Here is a 21,547-nt window from a genome sequence, read left to right as displayed (position 1 = left end):
TGGAAGGCGCATCCGTCGATCTCCCGGAGCACCGCTTTGGGGCGTCTTCCGCTGGAGGTTCAACGATGCGTGCTTCACGCGCCCTCGCGGTGGCCGCCACCGCCTGTGCGGCGATCGGGTTCACGGCCCCGCTCGCCCACGCCACCAAAGGTCCGACGAACGTCACGGTCTCCCCGACCCGGGTGCACCAGGGCGGCAGCCTGGCGGTCAGCGCCATGGGGTGCGGCCACGGCGGCACCGTCTCGTCCAACGCCTTCCCCAAGACGGCCCTCACGGTCAACGCGTCGGGCCACTCCGCCGCCACGCCGCGGATCTACGACCACGCCACGCCCGGCACCTACAACCTCGCGGTCAAGTGCAGCGACAGCCCGCGGGTCGCCACCGCGTCCTTCACCGTCATCCGCGGCCGCGGCACGGAGGGGGGCCTGGGCGGCTCCCTCGCGCCCAGCTCCACCGAGATGGCCGTCGGGGCGTCGCTGGTCGGCACCGCGGCCCTGGGCGGTGCCGTCTTCGTCAGCCGCCGTCGCCGCCCGGGGAGCGGAAAGGCCTGACCGGCCGAACCTCCCGGTCGGCCGAGTACGCCCGTCGCCCCGGGTCCCCGCGGGGACCCGGGGCGACGGGCGTGGCCGCGGCGCCGGGGGTCCGGTGGCGCCGGGGGTTCAGTGGCGGTGGTTCGCGGCCCTGCGACGCACCAGGTGGACCGCGCCCGCGGTCGCCGCGGCGACCAGCGCCCCGCCCGCGGCCAGCTCGCCGGCGTTCCACGTGCCGACGCTGCCGCCCAGGCCGCCCCGGACGCCCGAGGGCGCGGTCGTGACGGTGGCCGTCCGGGTCACGGTCGGTACCGCGGTCGAGCCGGTCCTCGCGGGTGCGATGGTCAGCCGCACCGACCCGGGGGAACCGCCGGCGCAGGTGAAGGACACCGTGTAGACCGCGCCCCGCCGGGCGTCCCAGTCGACGGTGGCCGTGGCCGAGCCGCCCGCCGGGACGGTCACGGTGTCGAAGACGTCCGACGAGGCCATGGCGGTGCCCGAGCAGCCGGGGGCGGACAGCGCGACGCGGCCGCCCGGGTTGACGGTCGTGGGGGAGACGACGAACGGATCCACCGCGCCCGCGGGAGGGGCGGTGAGGGCGAGAGCCGCCGCTCCGAGCAGAGCGGCGAAAGCGGCACCTGTCGCACGCATGGAATGACTCCTCCGGTCCGAGGGGCAGTGCGGAACGGGCTTCCGCGAAGGTGTGACATGACCCTCTACGACCGGAACGCTAGGAGCGCACTACCACACCCGCGACCCCGGGCGGGCGAATGGGGCATCCACTCACCCGGACGGCCCGCATCCGTGTCCCGCCCGGTCGCCGCGGCGCGGAAAGCGGTGCAGGGACGCCACCCCCCCTTCGCCCCGGCCGCGCGCCGCCGGGGCGGTGCGCGACCAGGCGGGCCGCCCTCCCCGCGTGCACCCCCGCACACGCCCCGCGCGCGTCCCCGTGTACGGCGTCCAGACGGTGAGACTGCATCCGCGACGGTCGCCGCAAGGGCGAGAATGAGCCATTCCGGCGCGCTTGCCCCCTCCGGCTCCCCGTCGGACGCGGGGGGCGGGTCCCCACAGGCGAGGGAGAGGGCCCCCGGAACGCGCCTCCGGCCCGTCCGCGGGCCCCGCACCCGACGGGGCGCCGCCGTCGCGGCGGACCGGCTCCACCCGTCCGCCAGGGACTCCGCCCGCTCCGCAGGGTTGCCGGGGGCCGGGGGCGCCGGGGAAGCGGCCGGGGGCGCGCCCTGCCCCGGAGGCGCCCCCGAGGTGGCGCACGCTTCCGGAAGGCGCCCTCCTCGCCCCGCCGGGAGCGGTCGCCGGCGAGGTGAGGGGGCCGGGACGCCGACGGCGGCCCGCGCACCACGCATTCCGGTGGAGAACCGGCTGGAACACTCAAATCGGTGGTGCCGAAATCGTTTTCGGCTCGAAAACGACCCTCCTCTTCCTCTCGCCGGAGAATCGACGGGCCGTCGTCGGTGACGCGCGAGTGTCGACGGTCTGTGACCAAGAACGGACCGCATTTTTCCGTTTGCTCTCGCTCTCCCGGCGGGCGATCAGTAGCCTCGGCTCGAACACCGGCCACCACCAAGACCGAACACCACGGCGACTGTTGGAGATTTGATGGACCGTCCCGCCTGGGCTCCGCCGGGCATCGACCTGTCGGTGCCGAGCGTGTCCCGTATATACGACTATTACCTGGGCGGTTCCCACAACTTCGAGGTCGACCGCGAAGCCGCCCGCAGGGCCATGGAGTTCCTCCCGGGCCTGCCCAAGATCATGCAGGCCAACCGGGCGTTCATGCGCCGCGCCGTACGCCACGCCGTCGGCGAGGGCGTCACGCAGTTCCTCGACGTGGGCTCCGGCATCCCGACGTTCGGCAACGTCCACGAGATCGCCCAGCAGGCCGACCCCTCGGCGCGGGTCGTGTACGTCGACCACGACCCGGTCGCCGTCGCCCACAGCAAGGCCGTGCTCGAGGGGAACGAGCGCGCCGCGGTCGTCGCCGCCGACCTCCGCAAGCCGCAGGACATCCTCCACAGCCCCGAGGTGGCCCGGCTCCTCGACCTGGACCGGCCCGTGGCGCTGCTGCTCGTCTCCGTCCTGCACTTCCTGGAGGACTCCGACCGCCCCCACGAGGCGGTCGCCGAACTCCGCGACGCCCTGGCGCCGGGCAGTCTCGTCATCCTCACCTACGCCTCGCTCGAGGGCGTCCCCGCCTCCCCGGAGCAGGCCGACGGCGCCGTCGGCGTCTACCGCGACATCCGCAACCCGCTGGTGATGCGCTCCCGCGACGAGGTCGCCCGGTTCTTCGACGGCTGCGAGATGCTCGACCCCGGCCTCGTGGCGATGCCGTACTGGCGGCCCGACACCCCACCCGAGCAGGAGGACCCCTACGCCTTCTCGGGCTTCGCCGGGGTGGGGCGCAAGGGGTGAGCACGCTGGCGCAGGCGTCGGGCTCCGCGGCGGACCCCGACGACCTGGAGGACAGACTCCAGCGGTTCGCGACGATATGGAGCCGGGCCATCTTCCCGGTCACGGCCACGTCGATGACCCGCACCGAGTTCGAGCAGTACCTGCTGCCGCTCGCGCGGCGGCTCAGCGCCGCCCTGCGCGCCAGGCCCTTCGACGTGGCCCCCGCCCAGTCGGTGGGCGCCGCCCTGGTCGCCGCGCACTGCACGGACCCGGACGCCCTGAGCCGCACCCTCGGCGTCGTCGACTCCTACCTGGTGCTGTACTGCGGGACCGGCGCCGACACGCCGGTCGACGACCTGCGGGCCCGCTGCGCCCGCCTCCAGCACGCCCTGGCCGCCGGGTTCGCCCGGGCGCTGCGCGAGCGGACCCTCAGCGAGCAGGAGGCCATCGCCCGGTCCGCGCTCGCCGCCCGGGCCTTCGCCGAACAGGCCCTGCACGCCACGGAGGTCCGCTTCCGGGCCGTCTTCGAGGACGCGGCCATCGGCATAGGCATCGCCGACCTCGACGGCAACGTCCTGGAGGTCAACGGCGCCCTCACCCGGATGTTCGGCGGCCTGGAGCAGGTCGTCCGCGGCCGCAGGGTCACCGAGTGGGTCCACCCCGAGGACGCCCCGCACGTCTGGAACCTGTACGGGGAACTGGTGCGCGGCGAACGCGACCACTTCCGCGTGGAGAAGCCGTTCTACCGCTCCGACGGCACCGTCCTGTGGACCAACCTGACGGTCTCCCTCCTCCGCGACCCCGAGGGCCGCCCCCAGTACCAGCTCGCCCTTCTGGAGGACACCACCGAGCGGCGGCTGCTGAACCTGCGCCTGCGCTACGAGGCCACCCACGACGCGCTGACCGGGCTGCCCAACCGCAGCCTGTTCTCCGAACGCCTGGAGAAGGCCCTCTCGGCCGGCGGGGACACCCGCTTCGGCCTCTGCTACCTCGACCTCGACGGCTTCAAGGCCATCAACGACAGCCTGGGCCACGCCGCGGGCGACCGACTCCTGGCGGAGGTCGCCGACCGCCTGGAGTCCTGCGCGACCGCGCCCGGCGAGATGGTCGCGCGGCTCGGCGGCGACGAGTTCGTCGCCCTCACCACCGGCCCCGACGTCACCGCGCGGGACGCCGAGGAGCTCGCCGGCCGCATCCTGGGCGCCCTCTCCGTCCCGATCAGCCTGGACGGGCGCCAGATCACCGTCCGCGGCAGCGTCGGCATCGTCGAGGGCCGCGCCGGCGAGCACGGGCCGGCGGACGTGCTGCGCAGCGCCGACATCACCATGTACCGGGCCAAGTCCGCGGGCGGCAACCGGTACGAGCGGGCCGACCCGGAGGCCGACGCCCGCGTCATCACCCGGCACGGGCTGACGACCGCGCTGCCCGCCGCCCTGGACCGCGGCGAGTTCTTCATCGAGTACCAGCCGCTCGTCCACCTCGGGGACGGCACCGTGCACGGCGCGGAGGCCCTGGTGCGCTGGTGCCACCCGCAGCACGGGGTGCTCGGCCCCGACCGGTTCATCCCGCTCGCCGAGCACACCGGCCTCATCGTGCCGCTCGGCCGCTGGGTGCTGGAGGAGGCGGTCCGGCAGGCCGGGTTCTGGGAGCACCGCCACGCCGACGGCGGCCCGCTGCGCATCAACGTCAACCTGTCGCCCACCCAGCTGCACCACCCGGGCCTGGTCGGCGACATCACCGACGTCCTGGAGCGCTCCGGCCTCCCCCCGGGCGCCCTGTGCCTGGAGGTGACCGAATCGGCCCTGATCGGCGCCGACGACGACCTCCTCAAGCCGCTGCGGCAGGTCGCCGAGATGGGGGTCGACATCGCGCTCGACGACTTCGGGACGGGCTACTCGAACCTCGCCAACCTGCGCCGCCTCCCGGTGAGCGTCCTGAAGCTCGACCGCTCCTTCACCCGCGGGATGCAGCAGCACCCGGCCGACCCGGTCGACACGAAGATCGTGGAGGGCATCGTCTCCCTGGCCCACGGCCTGGACCTCGCCGTCACCGTCGAGGGGTGGAGACCGCGGTCCAGGCCGAGCAGCTGCGCGCCCTGGGCTGCGACACCGCCCAGGGCTGGTACTACGCCCGCCCCGGCGCCCCGGACCGCATCCACGCGCTGCTCCTCGCCGACGCGGTGTAGCGGACCCGGCCGCTCAGCCCCCGGCGGCCGTCCGCAGCAGCACCCGCTGCAGTTCGCGGGCCGCGCGCGGCGGCGCGACGTCGCTCCGGTGCGCCAGCGCGACGGTCCGCCGCAGCCCCGGCGGCGCGAGCGCCGTGACCCGCAGGTCCCGCCCCGCCCGCGCCGCCACCATGCTCGGCACGACCGCCACGCCCAGCCCGGCCCGCACGAACCCGAGGACCGCGTCCATCTCGCCGCCCTCGACCGCGAAGGAGGGCTCGAACCCCTCCGCCCGGCACGCCGCGACCGTCAGCTCACGCAGGTCGTACCCGTGCCGGAACATCACCATGGGACGTCCCTCCAGGTCGGCGATCCGCACCGGCCGCCGCGGCGCCGGGTCCGTCGCGGCGGACACCACCACCAGGTCCTCCCGGAGCAGTTCCACCGTCGTCAGCGCGGGCGACGGCGACGGCAGCGGCAGCACCACCAGGGCGAGGTCGAGCGCCTCGCGCGCCAGTTCCCGCACGAGGTCGCGGGAACCGCCCTCCTCGACGAACAGCCTGATCCCCGGGTACAGGTCGTGGAAGGACCGCAGCACCTCGGGCAGCAGCCCGGTGCACAGGCTCGGCGTCGCCCCCAGCCGCACCCGCCCCCGCCGCAGCCGGGCCAGCTCCTGCACCTCGCACCGCGCCGTGTCCGCGTCGGCCAGGATCCGCCGGGCCAGCGGCAGCAGCGCCTCGCCGGCGTCCGTCAGCGCGACGTTGCCGCGCGCCCGGCTGAACAGCTCGGCGCCCAGCTCCTTCTCCAGCGCCCGGATCTGCTGCGACAGCGACGGCTGGGACACGTGGACCCGCTCGGCGGCCCGGGTGAAGTGCCGCGTCTCCGCGACCGCCACGAAGTACACGAGCTGCTGGAACTGCACGGGACCAGCATAGGGGAGGACGATAGGGCGTGCCTATCGAGATCAGCCGGACCATGTCTTGGACCTCTGACGGCGTCCGCTCGTAGCGTCGGGCCCATGGCTCTGGCATCGCGGACGCATCCTTCGGGGACGGGCCGGCGACCCTCCCCCCGCCGCCCTCCCCGGCGCACCTTCCTCGGATCGACCGTCGGGATGAAGGCGGTCATGGCCGTCAGCGGCCTGGTCCTCCTCGCCTACCTCGTCGCCCACGTCGTCGGCAACCTCAAGGTCTTCCTCGGTCCCGACGAGTTCAACGCCTACGCCCACTGGCTGCGCACTATGGGCGCCCCGGTCCTCCACCACGGCTGGGGCCTGTGGATCGTGCGGGTGGGCCTCCTCGCCGCCGTGACCGCCCACGGCGTGTCGGCGTACCGGCTCAGCCGGCTCGACCGCGGGGCCCGCCCCGTCCCCTACGTCCACAAGCGCCGGCGAGCGGGCTACGCGACCCGCACCATGCGGTGGGGCGGTGTGATCATCGCCCTGTTCGTCGTCTGGCACCTGCTCGACCTGACGACCCTCACCGTCAACGGGAACGCCCAGCCGGGACACCCGTACGAGAACGTCGTCGCGACCTTCTCCACCTGGTACGGCAACGCCGTCTACCTCGTCGCCGTGCTCGCGGTCGGCCTGCACGTCCGGCACGGCTTCTGGAGCGCAGCCCAGACCCTCGGCGTCGGCAGCGCCCGCCGCGACCGCGCGCTGAAGGCCGTCGCCAACACGCTCGCCCTGGCCCTCACGGCGGGCTTCGCCGCCGTACCCGTCGCCGTCATGACCGGAGTCGTGAGCTGACATGAACGCCTACACCTCCTACACGACCGGCGGGCCCGTCGCCGACACCAGGGCCCCCGGCGGGCCCGTCGCCGAGCGCTGGGACACCCGCCGCTTCGAGGCGAGGCTGGTCAACCCGGCCAACCGCCGCAAGCACACCGTCATCGTCGTCGGCACCGGCCTCGCCGGCGGCTCCGCCGGCGCGACCCTCGCCGAACAGGGCTACCGCGTCGTCCAGTTCTGTTACCAGGACTCCCCGCGCCGCGCCCACTCCATCGCCGCGCAGGGCGGCATCAACGCCGCCAAGAACTACCGCAACGACGGCGACTCCGTCCGCCGCCTCTTCTACGACACGGTCAAGGGCGGCGACTTCCGGGCGCGCGAGTCCAACGTCCACCGCCTGGCGGAGATCTCCGTCCAGATCATCGACCAGTGCGTCGCCCAGGGAGTCCCCTTCGCCCGCGAGTACGGCGGCCTCCTCGACACCCGCTCCTTCGGCGGCGTCCAGGTCTCCCGCACCTTCTACGCCCGCGGCCAGACGGGCCAGCAGCTGCTCCTCGGCGCGTACCAGGCGCTGTCGCGGCAGATCGCCGCCGGCAACGTCGAGATGCACCCGCGCACCGAGATGCTCGACCTCGTCGTGGTCGACGGGCGGGCCCGCGGCATCGTCGCCCGGAACCTGGTCACCGGCGAGATCACCACCCACTTCGCGGACGCGGTGGTCCTGGCGACCGGCGGCTACGGCAACGTCTTCCACCTGTCGACCAACGCCGTGAACTCCAACGCGACCGCGATCTGGCGGGCCCACCGCCGCGGCGCGTACTTCGCCAACCCCTGCTTCACCCAGATCCACCCCACCTGCATCCCGCGCACCGGCGACCACCAGTCGAAGCTGACGCTGATGAGCGAGTCGCTCCGCAACGACGGCCGCATCTGGGTCCCCGGGGCCCGGGGCGACACCCGGCCGCCGAACGAGATCCCCGAGGAGGAGCGCGACTACTACCTGGAGCGGATCTACCCCTCGTTCGGCAACCTCGTCCCGCGCGACATCGCCTCCCGCGCCGCGAAGAACGTCTGCGACGAGGGCAGGGGAGTGGGCCCCGGCGGCCAGGGGGTGTACCTGGACTTCGCCGACGCCGTCCGGCGCATGGGCCGGGGGAAGGTCGAGGAGAAGTACGGCAACCTCTTCGACATGTACGAGCGGATCACCGCGGAGGATCCGTACGAGGTCCCCATGCGGATCTACCCCGCCGTGCACTACACGATGGGCGGCCTGTGGGTCGACTACGACCTGCAGACCACCGTCCCCGGCCTGTTCGCGATCGGCGAGGCGAACTTCTCCGACCACGGCGCCAACCGGCTCGGCGCCTCCGCGCTGATGCAGGGCCTCGCGGACGGCTACTTCGTCCTGCCGTCCACCCTCAACGACTACCTGGCCCGCAATCCGCACGTCGACGACGTCGACGACGCCCACCCGGCCGCCGTCGCCGCCGTACGGGAGACGGGGGACCGGCTGCGCCGGCTGCTCGCCGCGGACGGCGACCGCACCCCGGACTCCTTCCACCGGGAGCTCGGCGAGCTGATGTGGGACCACTGCGGCATGGCCCGCTCCGACCGGGGCCTGCGCGAGGCGCTCGACCGGATCCCGCGGATCCGGGAGGAGTTCTGGCGGCGCGTCAGGGTCCCCGGCGGCGGCGAGCTGAACCAGTCCTTGGAGAAGGCCAACCGGATCGTCGACTATCTCGAACTCGCCGAGCTGATGTGCCTCGACGCCCTGCACCGCACCGAGTCGTGCGGCGGCCACTTCCGCGAGGAGTCCCAGACCCCGGACGGCGAGGCGGCCCGGAAGGACGACGCCTTCTCGTACGTCGCGGCCTGGGAGTTCACCGGGGCGGGCCGGGCGCCCGTCCTCCACAAGGAAGACCTCGTCTTCGAGTACGTCCACCCCACCCAGCGGAGCTACGCATGAGGCTCACCCTGCGCGTCTGGCGCCAGAAGAACGCCGACGCCCCCGGCACCATGGCCACGTACGAAGTCGACGGCGTCTCCCCGGACATGTCGTTCCTGGAGATGCTCGACACCCTCAACGAGGAGCTGATCCTGCGCGGCGGGGAACCCGTCGCCTTCGACCACGACTGCCGCGAGGGCATCTGCGGGGCGTGCAGCCTCGTCATCAACGGCGACGCCCACGGACCGGAGCGCACCACCGCCTGCCAGCTCCACATGCGCTCCTTCCGGGACGGGGACACGATCGACGTCGAGCCCTGGCGGGCCGCCGCCTTCCCCGTCGTCAAGGACCTCGTCGTCGACCGGTCGGCGCTCGACCGGATCATCCAGGCCGGCGGGTACGTCAGCGCCCCGACCGGCTCCGCCCCCGAGGCGCACGCCACGCCCGTCCCCAAGGCGGACGCGGACTACGCCTTCGAGCACGCCGAGTGCATCGGCTGCGGCGCCTGCGTCGCGGCCTGCCCCAACGGCTCGGCGATGCTCTTCACCTCGGCGAAGGTCAACCACCTGAACGTCCTGCCGCAGGGCGCGCCCGAGCGGGAGAGCCGGGTGCTGGACATGGTCGCGCAGATGGACGCCGAGGGCTTCGGCGGCTGCACGCTGGCCGGGGAGTGCGCCACGGCGTGCCCGAAGGGCATCCCGCTGCCGTCCATCTCGGCCATGAACCGCGAGTGGCTGCGGGCCGCGCGGCGCCGGACGGCGTGAGGGCCCGCCCGCGGCGGACCGCGCGCACCGGACCGGGTGCGCCGCCGCCGCGGAGCGGGAGGGGACCGGGAGCGGACCGCCCGCGGACCGGGGGGATTCCCTACGCTGGCGACGTGACGAGCGACAGCAGACCCCTGGCCGTGTTCGACCTGGACAACACCCTCTCCGACGCACGGCACCGACAGCACTTCCTGGAGCGCAGGCCGCGCGACTGGGAGGCCTTCTTCGGCGCCGCCCCGCAGGACCCGCCCCTCCCGCCCGGGGTCGCCCTGTGCCTGGAGGCGGCGCGACAGTGCGAGATCCGCTACCTGACCGGGCGTCCCGAGCGCTGCCGGCGGGACAGCCTCGACTGGCTCGCGGCACACGGCCTGCCCGCCGGACGCCTCCACATGCGCCGCGACGACGACCGGCGGCCCGCCCGGCTGACCAAACTGGAGGTGCTGCGCCGTATTGCCCGGGACCGGGAGGTGCGCATGCTCGTCGACGACGACGAGCTGGTGTGCGAGGCCGCCGCGGAAGCGGGCTTCCACGTCGTGCGCGCCGACTGGGCACTCGGGTCCCGGGCGCTGCGCCGGGCACAGGAGACGGAGGGCCGCACCTGACGGTGCCCGGCCCCGTCGCGCGCCCCCGGCTTCCCGCAGGCGGCAGCCCTGCCGGAGGTGCCCGGTCCCGGCCGCCGGCACCTCGGCCCCGTGCGGGCGGCGGGTCCCCGCCGGGGTGCCCGGGTCCGGCCGCCGGCGCCCGGCCTCCCGAGGACGGCGGGCCCCGTCGGGGGACACTCGGCGCCCCGCCACCGGTATCCGGCCCCCCACGGTTGTCCGGCCCCGCCGGGAACCCGTCCCGGCCGCGGACGCCCCGGCGCGCCCGGCCCCCGTACCGCACGGTGCCGGGACCGGTTCAGGTCCCGTCGCCGACGTCCGGTCCGTCGAGCCGGAAGCCCACCTTCAGTCCCACCTGGTAGTGCGCCACTTCCCCCTCCTCCAGATGCCCCCGGACCTGCGTCACCTCGAACCAGTCCAGGTTGTGGAGCGTCTGCGCGGCCCGGGCGATCCCGTTGCGGATCGCCTCGTCCACCCCCGTGTGCGAGGTGCCCACGATCTCCGTGACGCGATACGTGTGGTGTGACATGGCGGTCTCCTCGTCGCCGGTGGTGCGCACGCGCCCGCTGACGCGTCCTCTCCACGGTGCCCCAGGCCGCCCGGGACCGCGAGGCGGAGCGCACCGGGCACGGCACGCCCCGACACGCACCGGAGCGGCCCCCCGGCCGCGTGCGGACCCGCCCCTCCGCACCGAAGGCGGGAAGGGGCGGGTCCGCGGGAGGGAGCGCCCGCCCCCTCGCGCCCGCCCCCTCGCGCCCGCCCCCTCGCGCCCGCCCCCTCGCGCCCGCCCCTTCCGCCGTGTCCCGGCCGCCCCTCCCGCCCCGGCCGCCCCGACCCGAGCGCCCGGGGCGCGGCGGGCGGCGAACCGGGCATTCAACCGCCGCACATCCCCGCTCCGCCGAACGGTCACACCGAGGCCAGGCGACGACGGCACAAGTAGGGGTACGGGCCACCGCACCCCCCGCGGCCGCCCTCGCCGCCCGGCCAAGGAGCCACCATGTCCCTCACGACCCCGGCCCCGGTCACCACCGCCCCTCCCGCCCCGGCACCCGCCCTCCCGTACCGGGTCTCCCTCGCCCGCGAGCAGGAGGACGTACGGGCCGCGCAGCGCCTGCGGCACCTCGTCTTCGCCGGCGAACTGGGCGCGCGCCTCGACGGTCCGGAACCCGGCCTCGACAGCGACGCCTTCGACGCCTACTGCGACCACCTCCTGGTGCGGGAGGAGGCCACCGGCGAGGTCGTCGGCACCTACCGCCTCCTCCCGCCCGATCGGGCGGGCGTGGCCGGGCGTCTCTACTCGGACGGCGAGTTCGACCTCACCCGCCTCGCCCCCCTCCGCGGCGACCTCGTCGAAGTCGGCCGCTCCTGCGTGCACCCCGCGCACCGCAACGGCGCCGTCATCTCCCTCATCTGGGCCGGCATCGCCCGGTACATGGCCCGCACCGGCCACAACTGGCTCGCCGGCTGCTGCTCCCTGCCGCTCGCCGACGGCGGCACCCTCGCCGCCGCCACCTGGGACGCCGTCAAGGCCAAGCACCTCGCCCCGGAGGAGTACTGGGTCACCCCGCGCCGCCTGTGGTCCCCCGACGGCATCACCAGGCCCGCCACCCGCACCGAGCTCCCGCCGCTGCTGCGCGGCTACCTCCGCCTCGGCGCCTGGGTGTGCGGCGCACCCGCCCACGACCCGGACTTCGGCGTCGCCGACCTGTACGTCCTGCTGTCGCTGCGCCGCACCAACCCCCGCTACCTGCGCCACTTCCTCTCCCTCGGCGCGGAGTGATGAGCGTCTGGCTGCCGTCCGCCCCCTGCACCCCCGAGCGGTGCGCCACCCCCGCCCGTCCGGCGGCCGGCCCCTTCCGCGCGGCCCTGCGCCTCGCCGCCGGGGTCGCCGCGGTCCTCGCCGGGGTGGCCCTCGCCCCGCTCACCGCGCCGCTCGCCCCGGCCGCCCGCCACCTGCTGACCCGCCTGTGGTGCCGGGCCGTCCTGCGCGCCTTCGGCGTCCGGGTCCGCGTCACCGGCCACCCGCCCCCGTCCGGTCCGCTCCTCGTCGTCGCCAACCACGTGTCCTGGCTCGACGTCCCCCTCGTCGCGGCCGTCCTGCCCGGCCGGATGGTCGCCAAGCGGGAGGTGCGCCACTGGCCGCTGCTCGGCCCGCTCGCCACCCTCGGCGGCACCCTCTTCCTCGACCGCGACCGCCTGCGCGCCCTGCCGGGCGCGGTCCGCTCCCTCGCCCGCACCCTCGCCGCCGGGCACCGCGTGGTGGTCTTCCCCGAGGGCTCCACCTGGTGCGGCCGGGCCCACGGCGCGTTCCGCCCGGCGGCCTTCCAGGCCGCCCTCGACGCCGGTGCCCCCGTCCAGCCCGTGCGGATCGCCTACCGGCCCCTGGGACCCGCCGCGTTCGTCGGCGACGACCCGCTGGGCGCGTCGCTGTGGAGGGTGGCCAAGGCCGGGCGGCTCACCGCCGAGATCCGGCTCCTCCCGCAGGTCCGGCACGGCGCCCACCCCGACCGCCGGGCCCTCGCCCGCGCCGCCCGGGCGGCGGTCGCCGGGACGGAGGTTCCGCGCCCGGCCGACGGCGCGAACCGCCTCCGTCCGCCCCTCCACCGCCGCGACGGCTCCGTCCCGGCGGCCGCCGGCTCCGCCTCGACGCCCCCCTGACGGAACTCCGCCGCCGCCTCCGCCCGCCTCCGCCCGCCGCGAAGGGCACCGCCGGGCCCGGCTCCGGGAACCCCGCCCGTCGGCGCGGCGGCCCCTGCGCGGCCGGCTCCCGACACGGCCGACGGGCGCGACCGGCACCGCCTCGTCGTGCCGCCGGGTGCGTTGCCCTGGGGCCGGGACGCGGCCGGCGGGTGGCCGGCCGTTCAGCGCGGCGTCCTCGTCCAGGCGTATTCCATCTGGGCGGCGGTGTGGTGGGCGAGCCGGTCGTCGAAGAGCCGGCTCACGATGTGCAGGCTGGCGTCGATGCCCGCGCTGATCCCGGCCGAGGTGACGATGTCGCCGTCGTCGACCCATCGGGCGCCGGTGCGCACCCGGACGTCCGGCCAGCGGCGGGCCAGCTCCTCCCGGTCCTCCCAGTGGGTGGTGGCCGGGCGGCCGTCCAGGGCCCCGGTGGAGGCCAGCAGGAAGACCCCGGTGCAGACGGTGAGGGTCAGCCTGGAGGTTCGTTGGCGGCGGGCCAGCCAGTCGATGACGCCCCTGTCCGTCTCGACCGCCGCGGTGACGCCGCCGGGGATCACCAGCACGTCGAAGGGCGGGTCCTCGTCGAGGGTGTGGTCCGCCACGACCCTGAGTCCCCCGCGGCAGCGGACCGGGCGGTCGGTCGCCGCGATCGTCAGCCCCTTCAGCAGGGGCTCGTCGTCGGCGGTCCGGGCCAGCCGGCCCGCGGTGCTGAAGACCTCGAAGGGGCCCGCCATGTCGAGGACCTCGACCTCGTCGAAGACGAGCATCCCGAACGTCAGCGGGGACGGGGCGGTGGTGGTTACGCGCATACGGCGAGGATCCCGCTGCGCCGACCCCGCCCGAAAGCGCCGGAAACGACATGCGTCGCTAGGATCCCGCCGTGCGCCACCATCGAGTCGCCTGCCTCGCGTTCGACGGGATGCCCGTGTTCGAGCTGGCCACGGTCGCGGAGGCGTTCGCGATCCCCCGGCCGGAGCTGGACGTGGAGTGGTGGTACCGGTTCGAGCTGTGCGCCGAGACACCCGGACCCCACCGGATCGTGGGCGGCTTCGACATCGTGGTCCACCACGGCCTGGACCGGCTCCGGTACGCCGACACCGTCATCGTCCCGGCGGTCGCGGACGTGCGCCGCCGGGCCTCCCCGGCGGTCCTGGACGCGCTACGGGGGGCACACGGGAGAGGAGCGCGTGTGGTGTCCGTCTGCACCGGCGCGTTCGTGCTGGCCGCGGCCGGGCTGCTGGACGGCAGGGAGGCGACCACGCACTGGCGGTACGCCCGTCCGCTGCAGGAACGGTACCCGCACGTGAAGGTCGACGCGTCGGTGCTCTACGTCGACAGCGGAACCGTCGTCACCGGCGCCGGCACCGCTGCGGGCATCGACGTCTGCCTGCACCTCATCCGCAACGACCACGGCGCCGACGTCGCCGCGCGCGTGGCCCGCCGCATGGTCGTGGCCGCACACCGCGAGGGCGGCCAGGCCCAGTTCGCGGAGCACCCGGTGGGCAGAGCGCCGTCCGACGATCCGATCAGCGGCGCGATGCGGTACGCGCTGGACAACCTGCACCGGCGGCTCCCCGTCGACGAGCTGGCCGGTGTCGCGCACCTGTCGGTGCGGCAGTTCGAGCGCCGCTTCGCCGACGCGGTCGGATCGCCGCCGGGGCGCTGGCTCATCCGACAGCGGGTGCGCGCCGGCGCCGAGCTGCTGGAAACGGCGGACTGCTCCGTCGAGGAGGTGGCCGGCCGCGTGGGTCTGACCACCGCGGGATTCCGCCACCATTTCCGGGGCGTCATGGGCGTCAGCCCCTCGACCTACCGCCGGCAATTCCGGTGACCGGCCCCGCCCGGCCTCCGGACGCCCCCGACCCCGCGCTTCCACGCAGCCGACCGGCCGGTGACCGACCGGGCGGCGCGAAGCGGGTCCGGCCCGGGACGACGGGACCTGCCCGGGGCCCTGACCGCCGTCGGGGACGCCGCGCCCCTCAGACGAATGAAGGGGATCGTGCCGCACCCGCGTGTCCGCGTCGGGACGGACGGAGTCCTGCCGGAACCTGATCTCGAAGGGGCCGCACCCGCGTGTCCGCGTCGGGACGGACGGCCGTCAGGGCGTTCCGCAGGTCGGTTCGCTCCCGCTGGTGGGAACGGTCCGCGGGATCGGCCTCGGACGGACCGCATCCACCTCGCTCGCCCGCCGGAGGAGGCCGCGGACGGCGCCCCGTCCCGCCCGGGGCCGCCGTCCCGCCGCCCCGCCGTCCACCGAGCCGCCGGCCCGCTCGAGCCGTCGCCGCGAACCCGTACGAGGCGCCTCCGCGGACGGCGCGCGCCGGGCAAACCCGTTGCGGCGCCCCGGCGTGATCACGACGATGGCGGACGTGAGCGCACGTCTACGCGAGATCGCGCGGCAGACCGAGGAGATCGTCTCGGCGGGCCGGTACCGAGCCCCCGGCGGCGAGGTCCGCATCGCCGAAGCGGTCGCCCGGGCCCTCGCCGGCACCACCCTGCACGGCCCCGATCCCGTCCCCGCCACCCCGGGCACCGGCCGGGCCACCCGGATCGAGGTCACCGGGGAGTCCAGCACGCAGGCCGCCCGGCGCCTCACCGACGGCGTCCCCGGCGAGCCGGTCGCCGTCCTCAACTTCGCCTCCGCCCGCAATCCCGGCGGCGGCTACCTGAACGGCGCCCAGGCCCAGGAGGAGGCGCTGTGCCGCGCCTCCGCCCTCCACGCCACCCTGCTGCGCGCCCCCGGGTACTACGAGCACCACCGCGCCGACCGCGACCCGTTCTACACGGACCGGGTCATCCACTCGCCGGGCGTGCCGGTCTTCCGCGACGACCGCGGCGGGCTCCTGGACCGCCCGTACGCGGTGGGCTTCCTGACCTCGCCCGCCCCCAACGCGGGCGTCATCCGCGCCCGTACGCCCGAGCGGGCCGTCCGCGTACCGGCCGTCCTGGCGTCGCGTGCCGAGCGCGTCCTGGAGACGGCCGTCGCCCACGGCTACCGGCGCCTGGTGCTGGGCGCCTGGGGCTGCGGCGTCTTCCGCAACGACCCGGCCGACGTGGCGGGCGCCTTCCGGGCGCTGCTCACCGGGGAGGGCCGGTTCGCCGGCCACTTCGACGAGGTCGTCTTCGGGGTGCTGGACCGGACGCGGGAGGGGCGGACGACGGCCGCGTTCCGTGCGGCGTTCGCGGCGGCGTAGGGCCTGCGGGGCCGTCCCGGGGCCGTCCGCGGCCCGCCGTACCCGGCCCGGGCCGCCGGCATTCCGGCCGGCGCGCGGCACCCCTCCGAGGTGCGCGGGGCGCCGCGTGTCCCCTAACGTCACGACCATGAACACACACCGGCGACACCCGCGGCGCCTGGAGGTCCTGATCGTGCCCGAGCACGCGGAGGGGCGCGACGCCGCGCACCTGGCGGAGGTGGCCGTCCGCTCGGCCGTGGTGGACGCCACCGGCGAGACGGGCGCCTCCGGCTACCCCCGGTACGCCGGCGGAGGCGTGATCGCGGACATCGACCCGGAGACCCGTACCGTCGAGGCGCTCCTGGTGGACGGGGCGGAGCTGGACTACGGCCTGTCGGCACGGGTCGCCGAGCCGCGCGGGGACTGAGGGCGGCCCCGGGCCGGCGGGCGGCCGTTGACACCGGTCGTCCCGGCGCCGGAGACTCGGCCCATCGATGGTGAATACATGTTCACCGTACATATGCGCGCGTGCGGAGCCGCACGCGCGCACCAGGCTGTGGGAGAGCCCCGATGAGCATCCGCGACGTCTACATCGTCGACGCCGTCCGCACACCGATCGGCAAGGCCGGCGGTGCCCTCTCCTCCGTACGCCCCGACGACCTCGCCGCGCACGTCGTGCGGGCGCTGGTCGACCGGACGCCGGACCTCGACCCGGCGCGGATCGACGACGTCTACTTCGGCGACGCGAACGGCGCGGGCGAGGACAACCGCGACGTGGCCCGCATGGCGGTCCTGCTGGCCGGCCTGCCCGTCACGGTCCCCGGCGTGACCGTCAACCGCCTGTGCGGCTCCGGCCTCGAAGCGGTCGTGCAGGCGGCCCGCGCCATCGCCCTGGGCGACGCCTCGGTCGTCCTGGCGGGCGGCGTCGAGTCGATGTCGCGCGCGCCCTGGGTGCTTCCGAAGCCCGAGCGGGCGTTCCCCGCCGGGCACCAGCAGCTGTACTCGACGACGCTCGGCTGGCGCATGGTCAACCCGAGGCTGCCGGACGAGTGGACCGTGCCGCTGGGCGAGAGCGCCGAGCAGATCGCCGACAAGCACGCCATCAGCCGCGAGCAGCAGGACGCCTACGCGCTCGCCAGCCACCGCAAGGCCGCCCGGGCGTGGGCCGACGGCCTCTTCGACGGTGAGATCGCCCCCTACGAGGGCGTGGACCCGGTCCGCGACGAGTGCATCCGGGACACGACCTCCATGGAGGCCCTGGCCAAGCTGAAGCCGTCGTTCCGCAAGGACGGAAGGGTGACCGCCGGCAACTCCTCGCCGCTCAACGACGGCGCGGCGGCCCTCCTCCTCGTCGACGAGGAGGGGCTGCGCGCCTGCGGCCGCGAGCCGCTCGCGCGGATCCGCGCCTCGGCGGTGACGGGCATCGAGCCGCAGCTGTTCGGACTCGGCCCGGTGGAGGCGGTCCAGCGGGCCCTGGGCCGGGCGGGCCGCACCTTCGCGGACCTGGCCCTCATGGAGCTGAACGAGGCGTTCGCGGCGCAGGTGCTCGGCTGCCTGGCCGAGTGGCCGGAACTGGATCCGCAGATCGTCAACCCGCGCGGCGGCGCCATCGCCGTCGGCCACCCGCTCGGCGCGTCCGGCGCCCGCCTGGCGGGCTCGGTCGCCCACCAGCTGGCGGCGGCGGGTTCGGGCACGGGTGTGGCGGCGCTGTGCATCGGGGTGGGGCAGGGCATCGCGGTGGTCCTGGAGCGGTGAGTGCGGCGGGCCCCGCCGCACCCGCCCCGCCGGGGCGCCGCCGGGGTCAGCGCCCGCCGGCGCCCGTCCCGTCGCCGTCCGCCCCGGCCTCGTCGATCGCCTTCCGCACGGCGTCCATGTCCAGTCCGCGCGCCTGCCCGATGACGTCCTCCAGGACGGCCTCGGGCAGCGCGCCGGGCTGGGCGAACACGGCGACGTTCTCCCGGACCACCATCAGGGTCGGGATCGACTGGATGTCGAAGGCGGCGGCGAGCTCCTGCTCCGCCTCCGTGTCGACCTTGGCGAACACCAGGTCGGGATGGCGCTCCGACGCCTTCTCGTAGACGGGGGCGAACCGGAGGCAGGGACCGCACCACGACGCCCAGAAGTCGATCAGGACGAAGTCGTTGTCCGACACCACCTGGTCGAAGTTCTCCTTGGTCAGTTCGATCGTGCTCATGCCGTCCGCCTCTCCGGGGTCCGTCGGTGCCCCGCACAACGGAGCCCGGGGCCGTCGCTATTCCCCTGCCCCTCCGGGGCGGTGCCGCGCGGATGGTCCGCCGGGCCGCCCGCCGGCCCTCTCCGGTGACCCCGCACGGGCCGTCGCGCGGAGCGCCGTGGCCTCCGCGGGCCGGCGGGAACAGCTCGCGGGGCGGGGCGCGGACCGGCGGCGGTGCCCGGTCCGCCGGTGCGGCCGGCCCCACGGCGTTCCGGCGGGCTGACCGGCACCGCACCCCGCGTGCGCGGCGCCGGTCAGCCCGCGGAGGCGGGGCCCGGCGGCAGGTGGACCGTCATGATCAGACGGCAGGTCCCGTCGCCCGCGCCGCGGTAGGTGTGGGGGGCGTCGCCGTCGAAGGTGGCGGTCTGGCCGGCTTCGACGGGGTGCTCGGCGCCGTCGACGACCAGGACCATCCGGCCGGAGACGACGCTGACGGTCTCCACCACCCCGGCCTGGTGGGGGTGGCTGGGGTACTCCTCGCCCGGCTCCAGCCGCCAGCGCCAGACCTCGACGGGAGCCGGTCCCGAGGTCGTCAGCACGAGCCGGGCCTCGCCGCCCCGCTCCCCGGACCACAGGGGCGCCACGGCGTCGGCGGCCACGACGCGCACGCGGCCCTCGGGCGGCCCCTGCATCAGGGCGGACACCGGGACGCCGAGGGTGTCGGCCAGCCGGACCAGGGTGGCCAGGTTGGGGTTGCCCTGGGCCTTCTCCAGCCCCACCAGGGCGCCCTTGCTGACCTGGGCGCGACGGCTGAGCTCCTCCAGGGAGAGGCCCGCGCGGACGCGGGCCGCCCGGACGTTGTGCGCGACCGTCCGCAGGGCTGCGGCTGTCTCGGCCACCTGATCACCATCCTCACGGCAGGACCGCCCGGATGCACCGCCGGGTCGTGCGGTTGACGGCGTCCGGTCGTTTTGTTGTACGGTTCGGTCGTTCCACTGAATGCTAAGGGATGTGCCGTGATCGCTCTGCTGCTGGCCCTGGGCAGCTCGCTCGCCTACGGGTGCGCCGACTTCCTGGGGGGCCTGGGCGCCCGCAGGGCCCATGTGCTGCGCACCGTGATGATCGCGGCCCCGGCCTCCCTCGTGGTCGAGCTGGTGCTGTGGCCGCTCCTCGGCGCCTCCTTCGGCACCGGCGCCCTCGTCTGGGGCGCCGCCTCCGGAGTCGCCTCGGCCGCCGCGTTCGCCCTGCTCTACCGCACCCTGGCGATCGGCCCGATGAACGTGCTGTCGCCGGTGACCGCGCTGGTGTCCGCCATGTTGCCGGCGGGGGCGGGCCTGCTGCAGGGCGAGCGCCTGACCGCGGCCGCACTGGCGGGGCTGCCGCTCGCGCTGGCCGCGGTGGTGCTGGTCAGCGCCGGGCACGGGGCCGGGGCGGCGCGTCCGTCGCGTACGGCGCTGCTGCTGGCCTTCGGTGCGGGCACCGCCATCGCCCTCCAGCTGGTCTTCCTCCACCAGGCGCCGTCCGACAGCGGGGTGGCCCCGCTGATCGTGGGCCGGGCGGTCTCCTCGGCCGTCACCCTCGCCGCGGCGGGGACGATGTACCGCAGGCTGGGTCCCGAGCGGCCCGCGTACGCGATGTCCGCCGCCGCGGGGGCGCTGGACTCGGTGGCGAACCTGCTGTTCCTGCTCGCCGCCCGCGGCGGCGACCTCGCCGTCGTCGCCGTGATCACCGCCCTCTACCCGGCCGGCACCGTCCTGCTCGCCCGGGTCCTGCTCGCCGAACGGATCCACCGCGGCCAGCTCGCCGGCCTGGGCGCCGCCGCCGTCGCCGTCGGCCTCCTCGCCCTGGCCTGAGCGGCCCCACCGCCCCACCGCACACCTTCCGCAAGGAGAACCGCATGTTCATCCAGCCCTGGGACGCCGGCCTGGACGAAGCCGAGTGGCGGACCTGGATCGCCGAGGGCCACGACTTCGGGACCCTCAGCGCCAACGGCCTGCCCGGCCGCCCGCCCGTCGCCGTCCCCACGCACTTCACCCCCGACGGCGACCGGCTCCTGGTCCACCTCGCCCGCCCCAACCCGGTCTGGGAGGCGCTCGAGAACGACCCGAACGTCCTCTTCACGGTCCTCGGCGATTACGCCTTCGTCCCCGGCCCCTGGCGCGCGGCGCCCGGCACCCCGCCGGCCGACGGCGTCCCCACGAGCTACTACGCGGCCGTCCAGTTCACCTGCCGCGCGCACATCGTCGACGACCCCGAGGCCAAGGCCGAGCCGCTGCGCCGCCAGCTCGCCCACTTTCAGCCCGACGGCGACCACGCCCCCACGGTCGCCGACCGGCCCCCTACGGCCGGATGCTGCCCGGCATCCGCGGCCTGCGCCTGGAGGTCGCCGAGGTGCGGGCCAAGTTCACGTACGACGACCACAAGCCCGTCGAGCACCGCGCCGCCGTCGCCGACCGCCTCACCGCCCGGGGCCGGGGCCTCGACGCCCCCGCCGCGCTCCGGCAGCGCCGCCGCCTGGACCGCGTCGGCCCCTGGAAGCCCTGACCCCGCCCCGCCCGGACGCACTCCCGCAGGAAACGGAAGCCCCCGCACATGACCGAATTCCTCCTCGCCCCCACCGTCGCGGACGCCTTTCCCGGCACCCTCGTCGCCCTGGTCACCGCCACCGGTCTGCGCGGCCGCGAAGCCTGGCCCCGCACCACCGCCGCCGTGGAGGAGCTGGAGCGGCGGCTCGCCGACGGCACCTGGCACCCCGCCGACGAGGCCGACCCCCGCATCGAGGCGTGGCACACCGCCTACCGCTCCTTCGGCACCAACCCCCGCCGCGTCCGCCCCAGCGTCGACGCTCTCGGCCGCCGCCTCGCGAAGAAGGGGGCGCTGCCGCGCGTCAACCCGGCCGTCGACTCCTACAACGCCGTCTCCGTCCGCCACGGCCTGTCCGCCGGCGCCTTCGACCTGGACCGGGTCGAGGGCGACGTCGCCATCCGCCACGCGGACGGCACCGAGCCCTTCACCCCGCTCGGCGAACCCGGCACCGTCGAGAGGCCCGGGCCCGGCGAGATCGTCTACGCGGACGGCGCCGGCGTCCTGACCCGCCACTGGAACCACCGCGACGCCCACCGCACCCGCGTCACCGAGGACTCCACCCGCGTCGTCTTCCTCCTCGAAACCCTGCACGCCGCCCGCGACGGCCGTCTCCTCGACACCGCCGCGGACGAGCTGAGGCGCCTGCTCGCCCCGCACGCGGAGGACACCGCCGTGCACCACCTCGACCCGGCGCGCCCCCGGACCGCCGTCTGAGACACCCTCACCCGGCCCCGGGCGCAACGCCGCAGCGGTGCCCCCGGCACGCCGGGGCGAGCGCGGGCGGCACCCGGCGCGG

At 75.5% G+C, this 21,547-nt stretch carries 20 protein-coding genes and 2 pseudogenes; 16 read left to right on the top strand and 6 right to left on the bottom strand.

From position 1 onward, the window contains the following. Positions 1-65 precede the first annotated feature (65 nt). A complete protein-coding gene (locus tag LUW75_RS01485) occupies positions 66-551 on the top strand; it encodes a hypothetical protein (RefSeq protein ID WP_250334003.1) in 486 nt (161 codons plus the stop codon). A 108-nt stretch (positions 552-659) separates the two neighbouring features. Here the strand turns inward: LUW75_RS01485 and LUW75_RS01480 are convergent, their stop codons facing one another. After that, positions 660-1,181 (bottom strand): hypothetical protein, encoded by a 522-nt coding sequence (locus tag LUW75_RS01480; RefSeq protein WP_250334002.1) that lies wholly within the window; start codon positions 1,179-1,181, stop codon positions 660-662. Between the two features lie 963 nt (positions 1,182-2,144). Here LUW75_RS01480 and LUW75_RS01475 point away from each other — a divergent pair. Together LUW75_RS01475 and LUW75_RS01470 are read left to right on the top strand one after the other, a co-directional pair. Next, positions 2,145-2,957, top strand: coding sequence for an SAM-dependent methyltransferase (locus LUW75_RS01475; protein WP_250334001.1), 813 nt, complete (start codon positions 2,145-2,147; stop codon positions 2,955-2,957). Next, positions 2,954-5,121: pseudogene (locus LUW75_RS01470) on the top strand (putative bifunctional diguanylate cyclase/phosphodiesterase). Before LUW75_RS01475 ends, LUW75_RS01470 begins: the two are co-directional and overlap by 4 nt. Before the next feature lie 13 nt (positions 5,122-5,134). Here LUW75_RS01470 and LUW75_RS01465 read toward each other — a convergent pair. After that, positions 5,135-6,022 (bottom strand): LysR family transcriptional regulator, encoded by an 888-nt coding sequence (locus LUW75_RS01465; RefSeq protein ID WP_250334000.1) that lies wholly within the window; start codon positions 6,020-6,022, stop codon positions 5,135-5,137. Between the two features lie 96 nt (positions 6,023-6,118). Between LUW75_RS01465 and LUW75_RS01460 the strand changes: the two genes are divergently transcribed. From LUW75_RS01460 to LUW75_RS01445, 4 genes are all read left to right on the top strand, one after another. Beyond that, complete coding sequence (locus LUW75_RS01460) at positions 6,119-6,850, top strand: succinate dehydrogenase cytochrome b subunit (RefSeq protein ID WP_349816384.1); 732 nt, start codon at positions 6,119-6,121, stop codon at positions 6,848-6,850. A 1-nt stretch (position 6,851) separates the two neighbouring features. Continuing rightward, positions 6,852-8,798, top strand: a complete 1,947-nt coding sequence (locus LUW75_RS01455) for a fumarate reductase/succinate dehydrogenase flavoprotein subunit (protein WP_250333998.1) — start codon at positions 6,852-6,854, stop codon at positions 8,796-8,798. Continuing rightward, the gene (locus tag LUW75_RS01450; protein WP_250333997.1) at positions 8,795-9,541 is read left to right on the top strand and encodes a succinate dehydrogenase/fumarate reductase iron-sulfur subunit; all 747 of its coding nucleotides are present in this window, start codon (positions 8,795-8,797) and stop codon (positions 9,539-9,541) included. The genes LUW75_RS01455 and LUW75_RS01450 overlap by 4 nt, the downstream gene beginning before the upstream one ends. Positions 9,542-9,654: 113 nt before the next feature. Beyond that, on the top strand, positions 9,655-10,143 hold the full coding sequence (locus LUW75_RS01445; protein ID WP_250333996.1) for a phosphatase domain-containing protein: 489 nt from the start codon (positions 9,655-9,657) through the stop codon (positions 10,141-10,143). A 295-nt stretch (positions 10,144-10,438) separates the two neighbouring features. Here LUW75_RS01445 and LUW75_RS01440 read toward each other — a convergent pair whose 3' ends face one another. After that, positions 10,439-10,669: a dodecin gene (locus LUW75_RS01440; protein ID WP_250333995.1), complete on the bottom strand. Its 231-nt coding sequence runs from the start codon at positions 10,667-10,669 to the stop codon at positions 10,439-10,441. A 468-nt stretch (positions 10,670-11,137) separates the two neighbouring features. On the opposite strand from LUW75_RS01440, the gene LUW75_RS01435 reads away from it, so the two are divergent. Continuing rightward, positions 11,138-11,920 (top strand): GNAT family N-acetyltransferase, encoded by a 783-nt coding sequence (locus LUW75_RS01435; RefSeq protein WP_250333994.1) that lies wholly within the window; start codon positions 11,138-11,140, stop codon positions 11,918-11,920. After that, complete coding sequence (locus tag LUW75_RS01430) at positions 11,920-12,798, top strand: lysophospholipid acyltransferase family protein (RefSeq protein WP_250333993.1); 879 nt, start codon at positions 11,920-11,922, stop codon at positions 12,796-12,798. Before LUW75_RS01435 ends, LUW75_RS01430 begins: the two co-directional genes overlap by 1 nt. A 203-nt stretch (positions 12,799-13,001) precedes the next feature. Here the strand turns inward: LUW75_RS01430 and LUW75_RS01425 are convergent, their stop codons facing one another. Continuing rightward, the gene (locus LUW75_RS01425; RefSeq protein ID WP_250333992.1) at positions 13,002-13,628 is read right to left on the bottom strand and encodes a DJ-1/PfpI family protein; all 627 of its coding nucleotides are present in this window, start codon (positions 13,626-13,628) and stop codon (positions 13,002-13,004) included. A 71-nt stretch (positions 13,629-13,699) separates the two neighbouring features. On the opposite strand from LUW75_RS01425, the gene LUW75_RS01420 reads away from it, so the two are divergent. The 4 genes from LUW75_RS01420 to LUW75_RS01405 all read left to right on the top strand — a co-directional run bounded on the left by LUW75_RS01420 (position 13,700) and on the right by LUW75_RS01405 (position 17,747). Further along, positions 13,700-14,650: a helix-turn-helix domain-containing protein gene (locus LUW75_RS01420; RefSeq protein WP_250333991.1), complete on the top strand. Its 951-nt coding sequence runs from the start codon at positions 13,700-13,702 to the stop codon at positions 14,648-14,650. A 538-nt stretch (positions 14,651-15,188) separates the two neighbouring features. Continuing rightward, complete coding sequence (locus tag LUW75_RS01415) at positions 15,189-16,013, top strand: TIGR02452 family protein (RefSeq protein ID WP_250333990.1); 825 nt, start codon at positions 15,189-15,191, stop codon at positions 16,011-16,013. A gap of 127 nt (positions 16,014-16,140) precedes the next feature. Beyond that, positions 16,141-16,419, top strand: coding sequence for a hypothetical protein (locus tag LUW75_RS01410; RefSeq protein ID WP_250333989.1), 279 nt, complete (start codon positions 16,141-16,143; stop codon positions 16,417-16,419). Positions 16,420-16,562: 143 nt separating this feature from the next. Further along, a complete protein-coding gene (locus LUW75_RS01405) occupies positions 16,563-17,747 on the top strand; it encodes a thiolase family protein (RefSeq protein WP_250333988.1) in 1,185 nt (394 codons plus the stop codon). Positions 17,748-17,793: 46 nt separating this feature from the next. On the opposite strand, the gene trxA is transcribed toward LUW75_RS01405, so the two are convergent. Together trxA and LUW75_RS01395 are read right to left on the bottom strand one after the other, a co-directional pair. Continuing rightward, complete coding sequence (gene trxA, locus LUW75_RS01400) at positions 17,794-18,186, bottom strand: thioredoxin (protein WP_250333987.1); 393 nt, start codon at positions 18,184-18,186, stop codon at positions 17,794-17,796. Between the two features lie 293 nt (positions 18,187-18,479). Beyond that, on the bottom strand, positions 18,480-19,064 hold the full coding sequence (locus LUW75_RS01395; RefSeq protein WP_250333986.1) for a helix-turn-helix domain-containing protein: 585 nt from the start codon (positions 19,062-19,064) through the stop codon (positions 18,480-18,482). Between the two features lie 117 nt (positions 19,065-19,181). Between LUW75_RS01395 and LUW75_RS01390 the strand changes: the two genes are divergently transcribed. The 3 genes and pseudogenes from LUW75_RS01390 (at position 19,182) to LUW75_RS01380 (ending at position 21,465) form a co-directional block, all read left to right on the top strand. Next, positions 19,182-20,018 (top strand): EamA family transporter, encoded by an 837-nt coding sequence (locus LUW75_RS01390; protein ID WP_250333985.1) that lies wholly within the window; start codon positions 19,182-19,184, stop codon positions 20,016-20,018. 44 nt (positions 20,019-20,062) lie between these two features. Then, positions 20,063-20,709 (top strand): annotated as a pseudogene (locus LUW75_RS01385) (FMN-binding negative transcriptional regulator). A gap of 48 nt (positions 20,710-20,757) precedes the next feature. Continuing rightward, entirely contained in the window at positions 20,758-21,465 is a 708-nt protein-coding gene (locus tag LUW75_RS01380; RefSeq protein ID WP_250333984.1) for a B3/B4 domain-containing protein, read from the top strand. The last annotated feature ends 82 nt before the right edge of the window (positions 21,466-21,547 follow it).

Source organism: Streptomyces sp. MRC013 (assembly GCF_023614235.1).
Lineage (GTDB): Bacteria > Actinomycetota > Actinomycetes > Streptomycetales > Streptomycetaceae > Streptomyces.
This window is presented reverse-complemented; position numbering and strand designations above follow the sequence as displayed.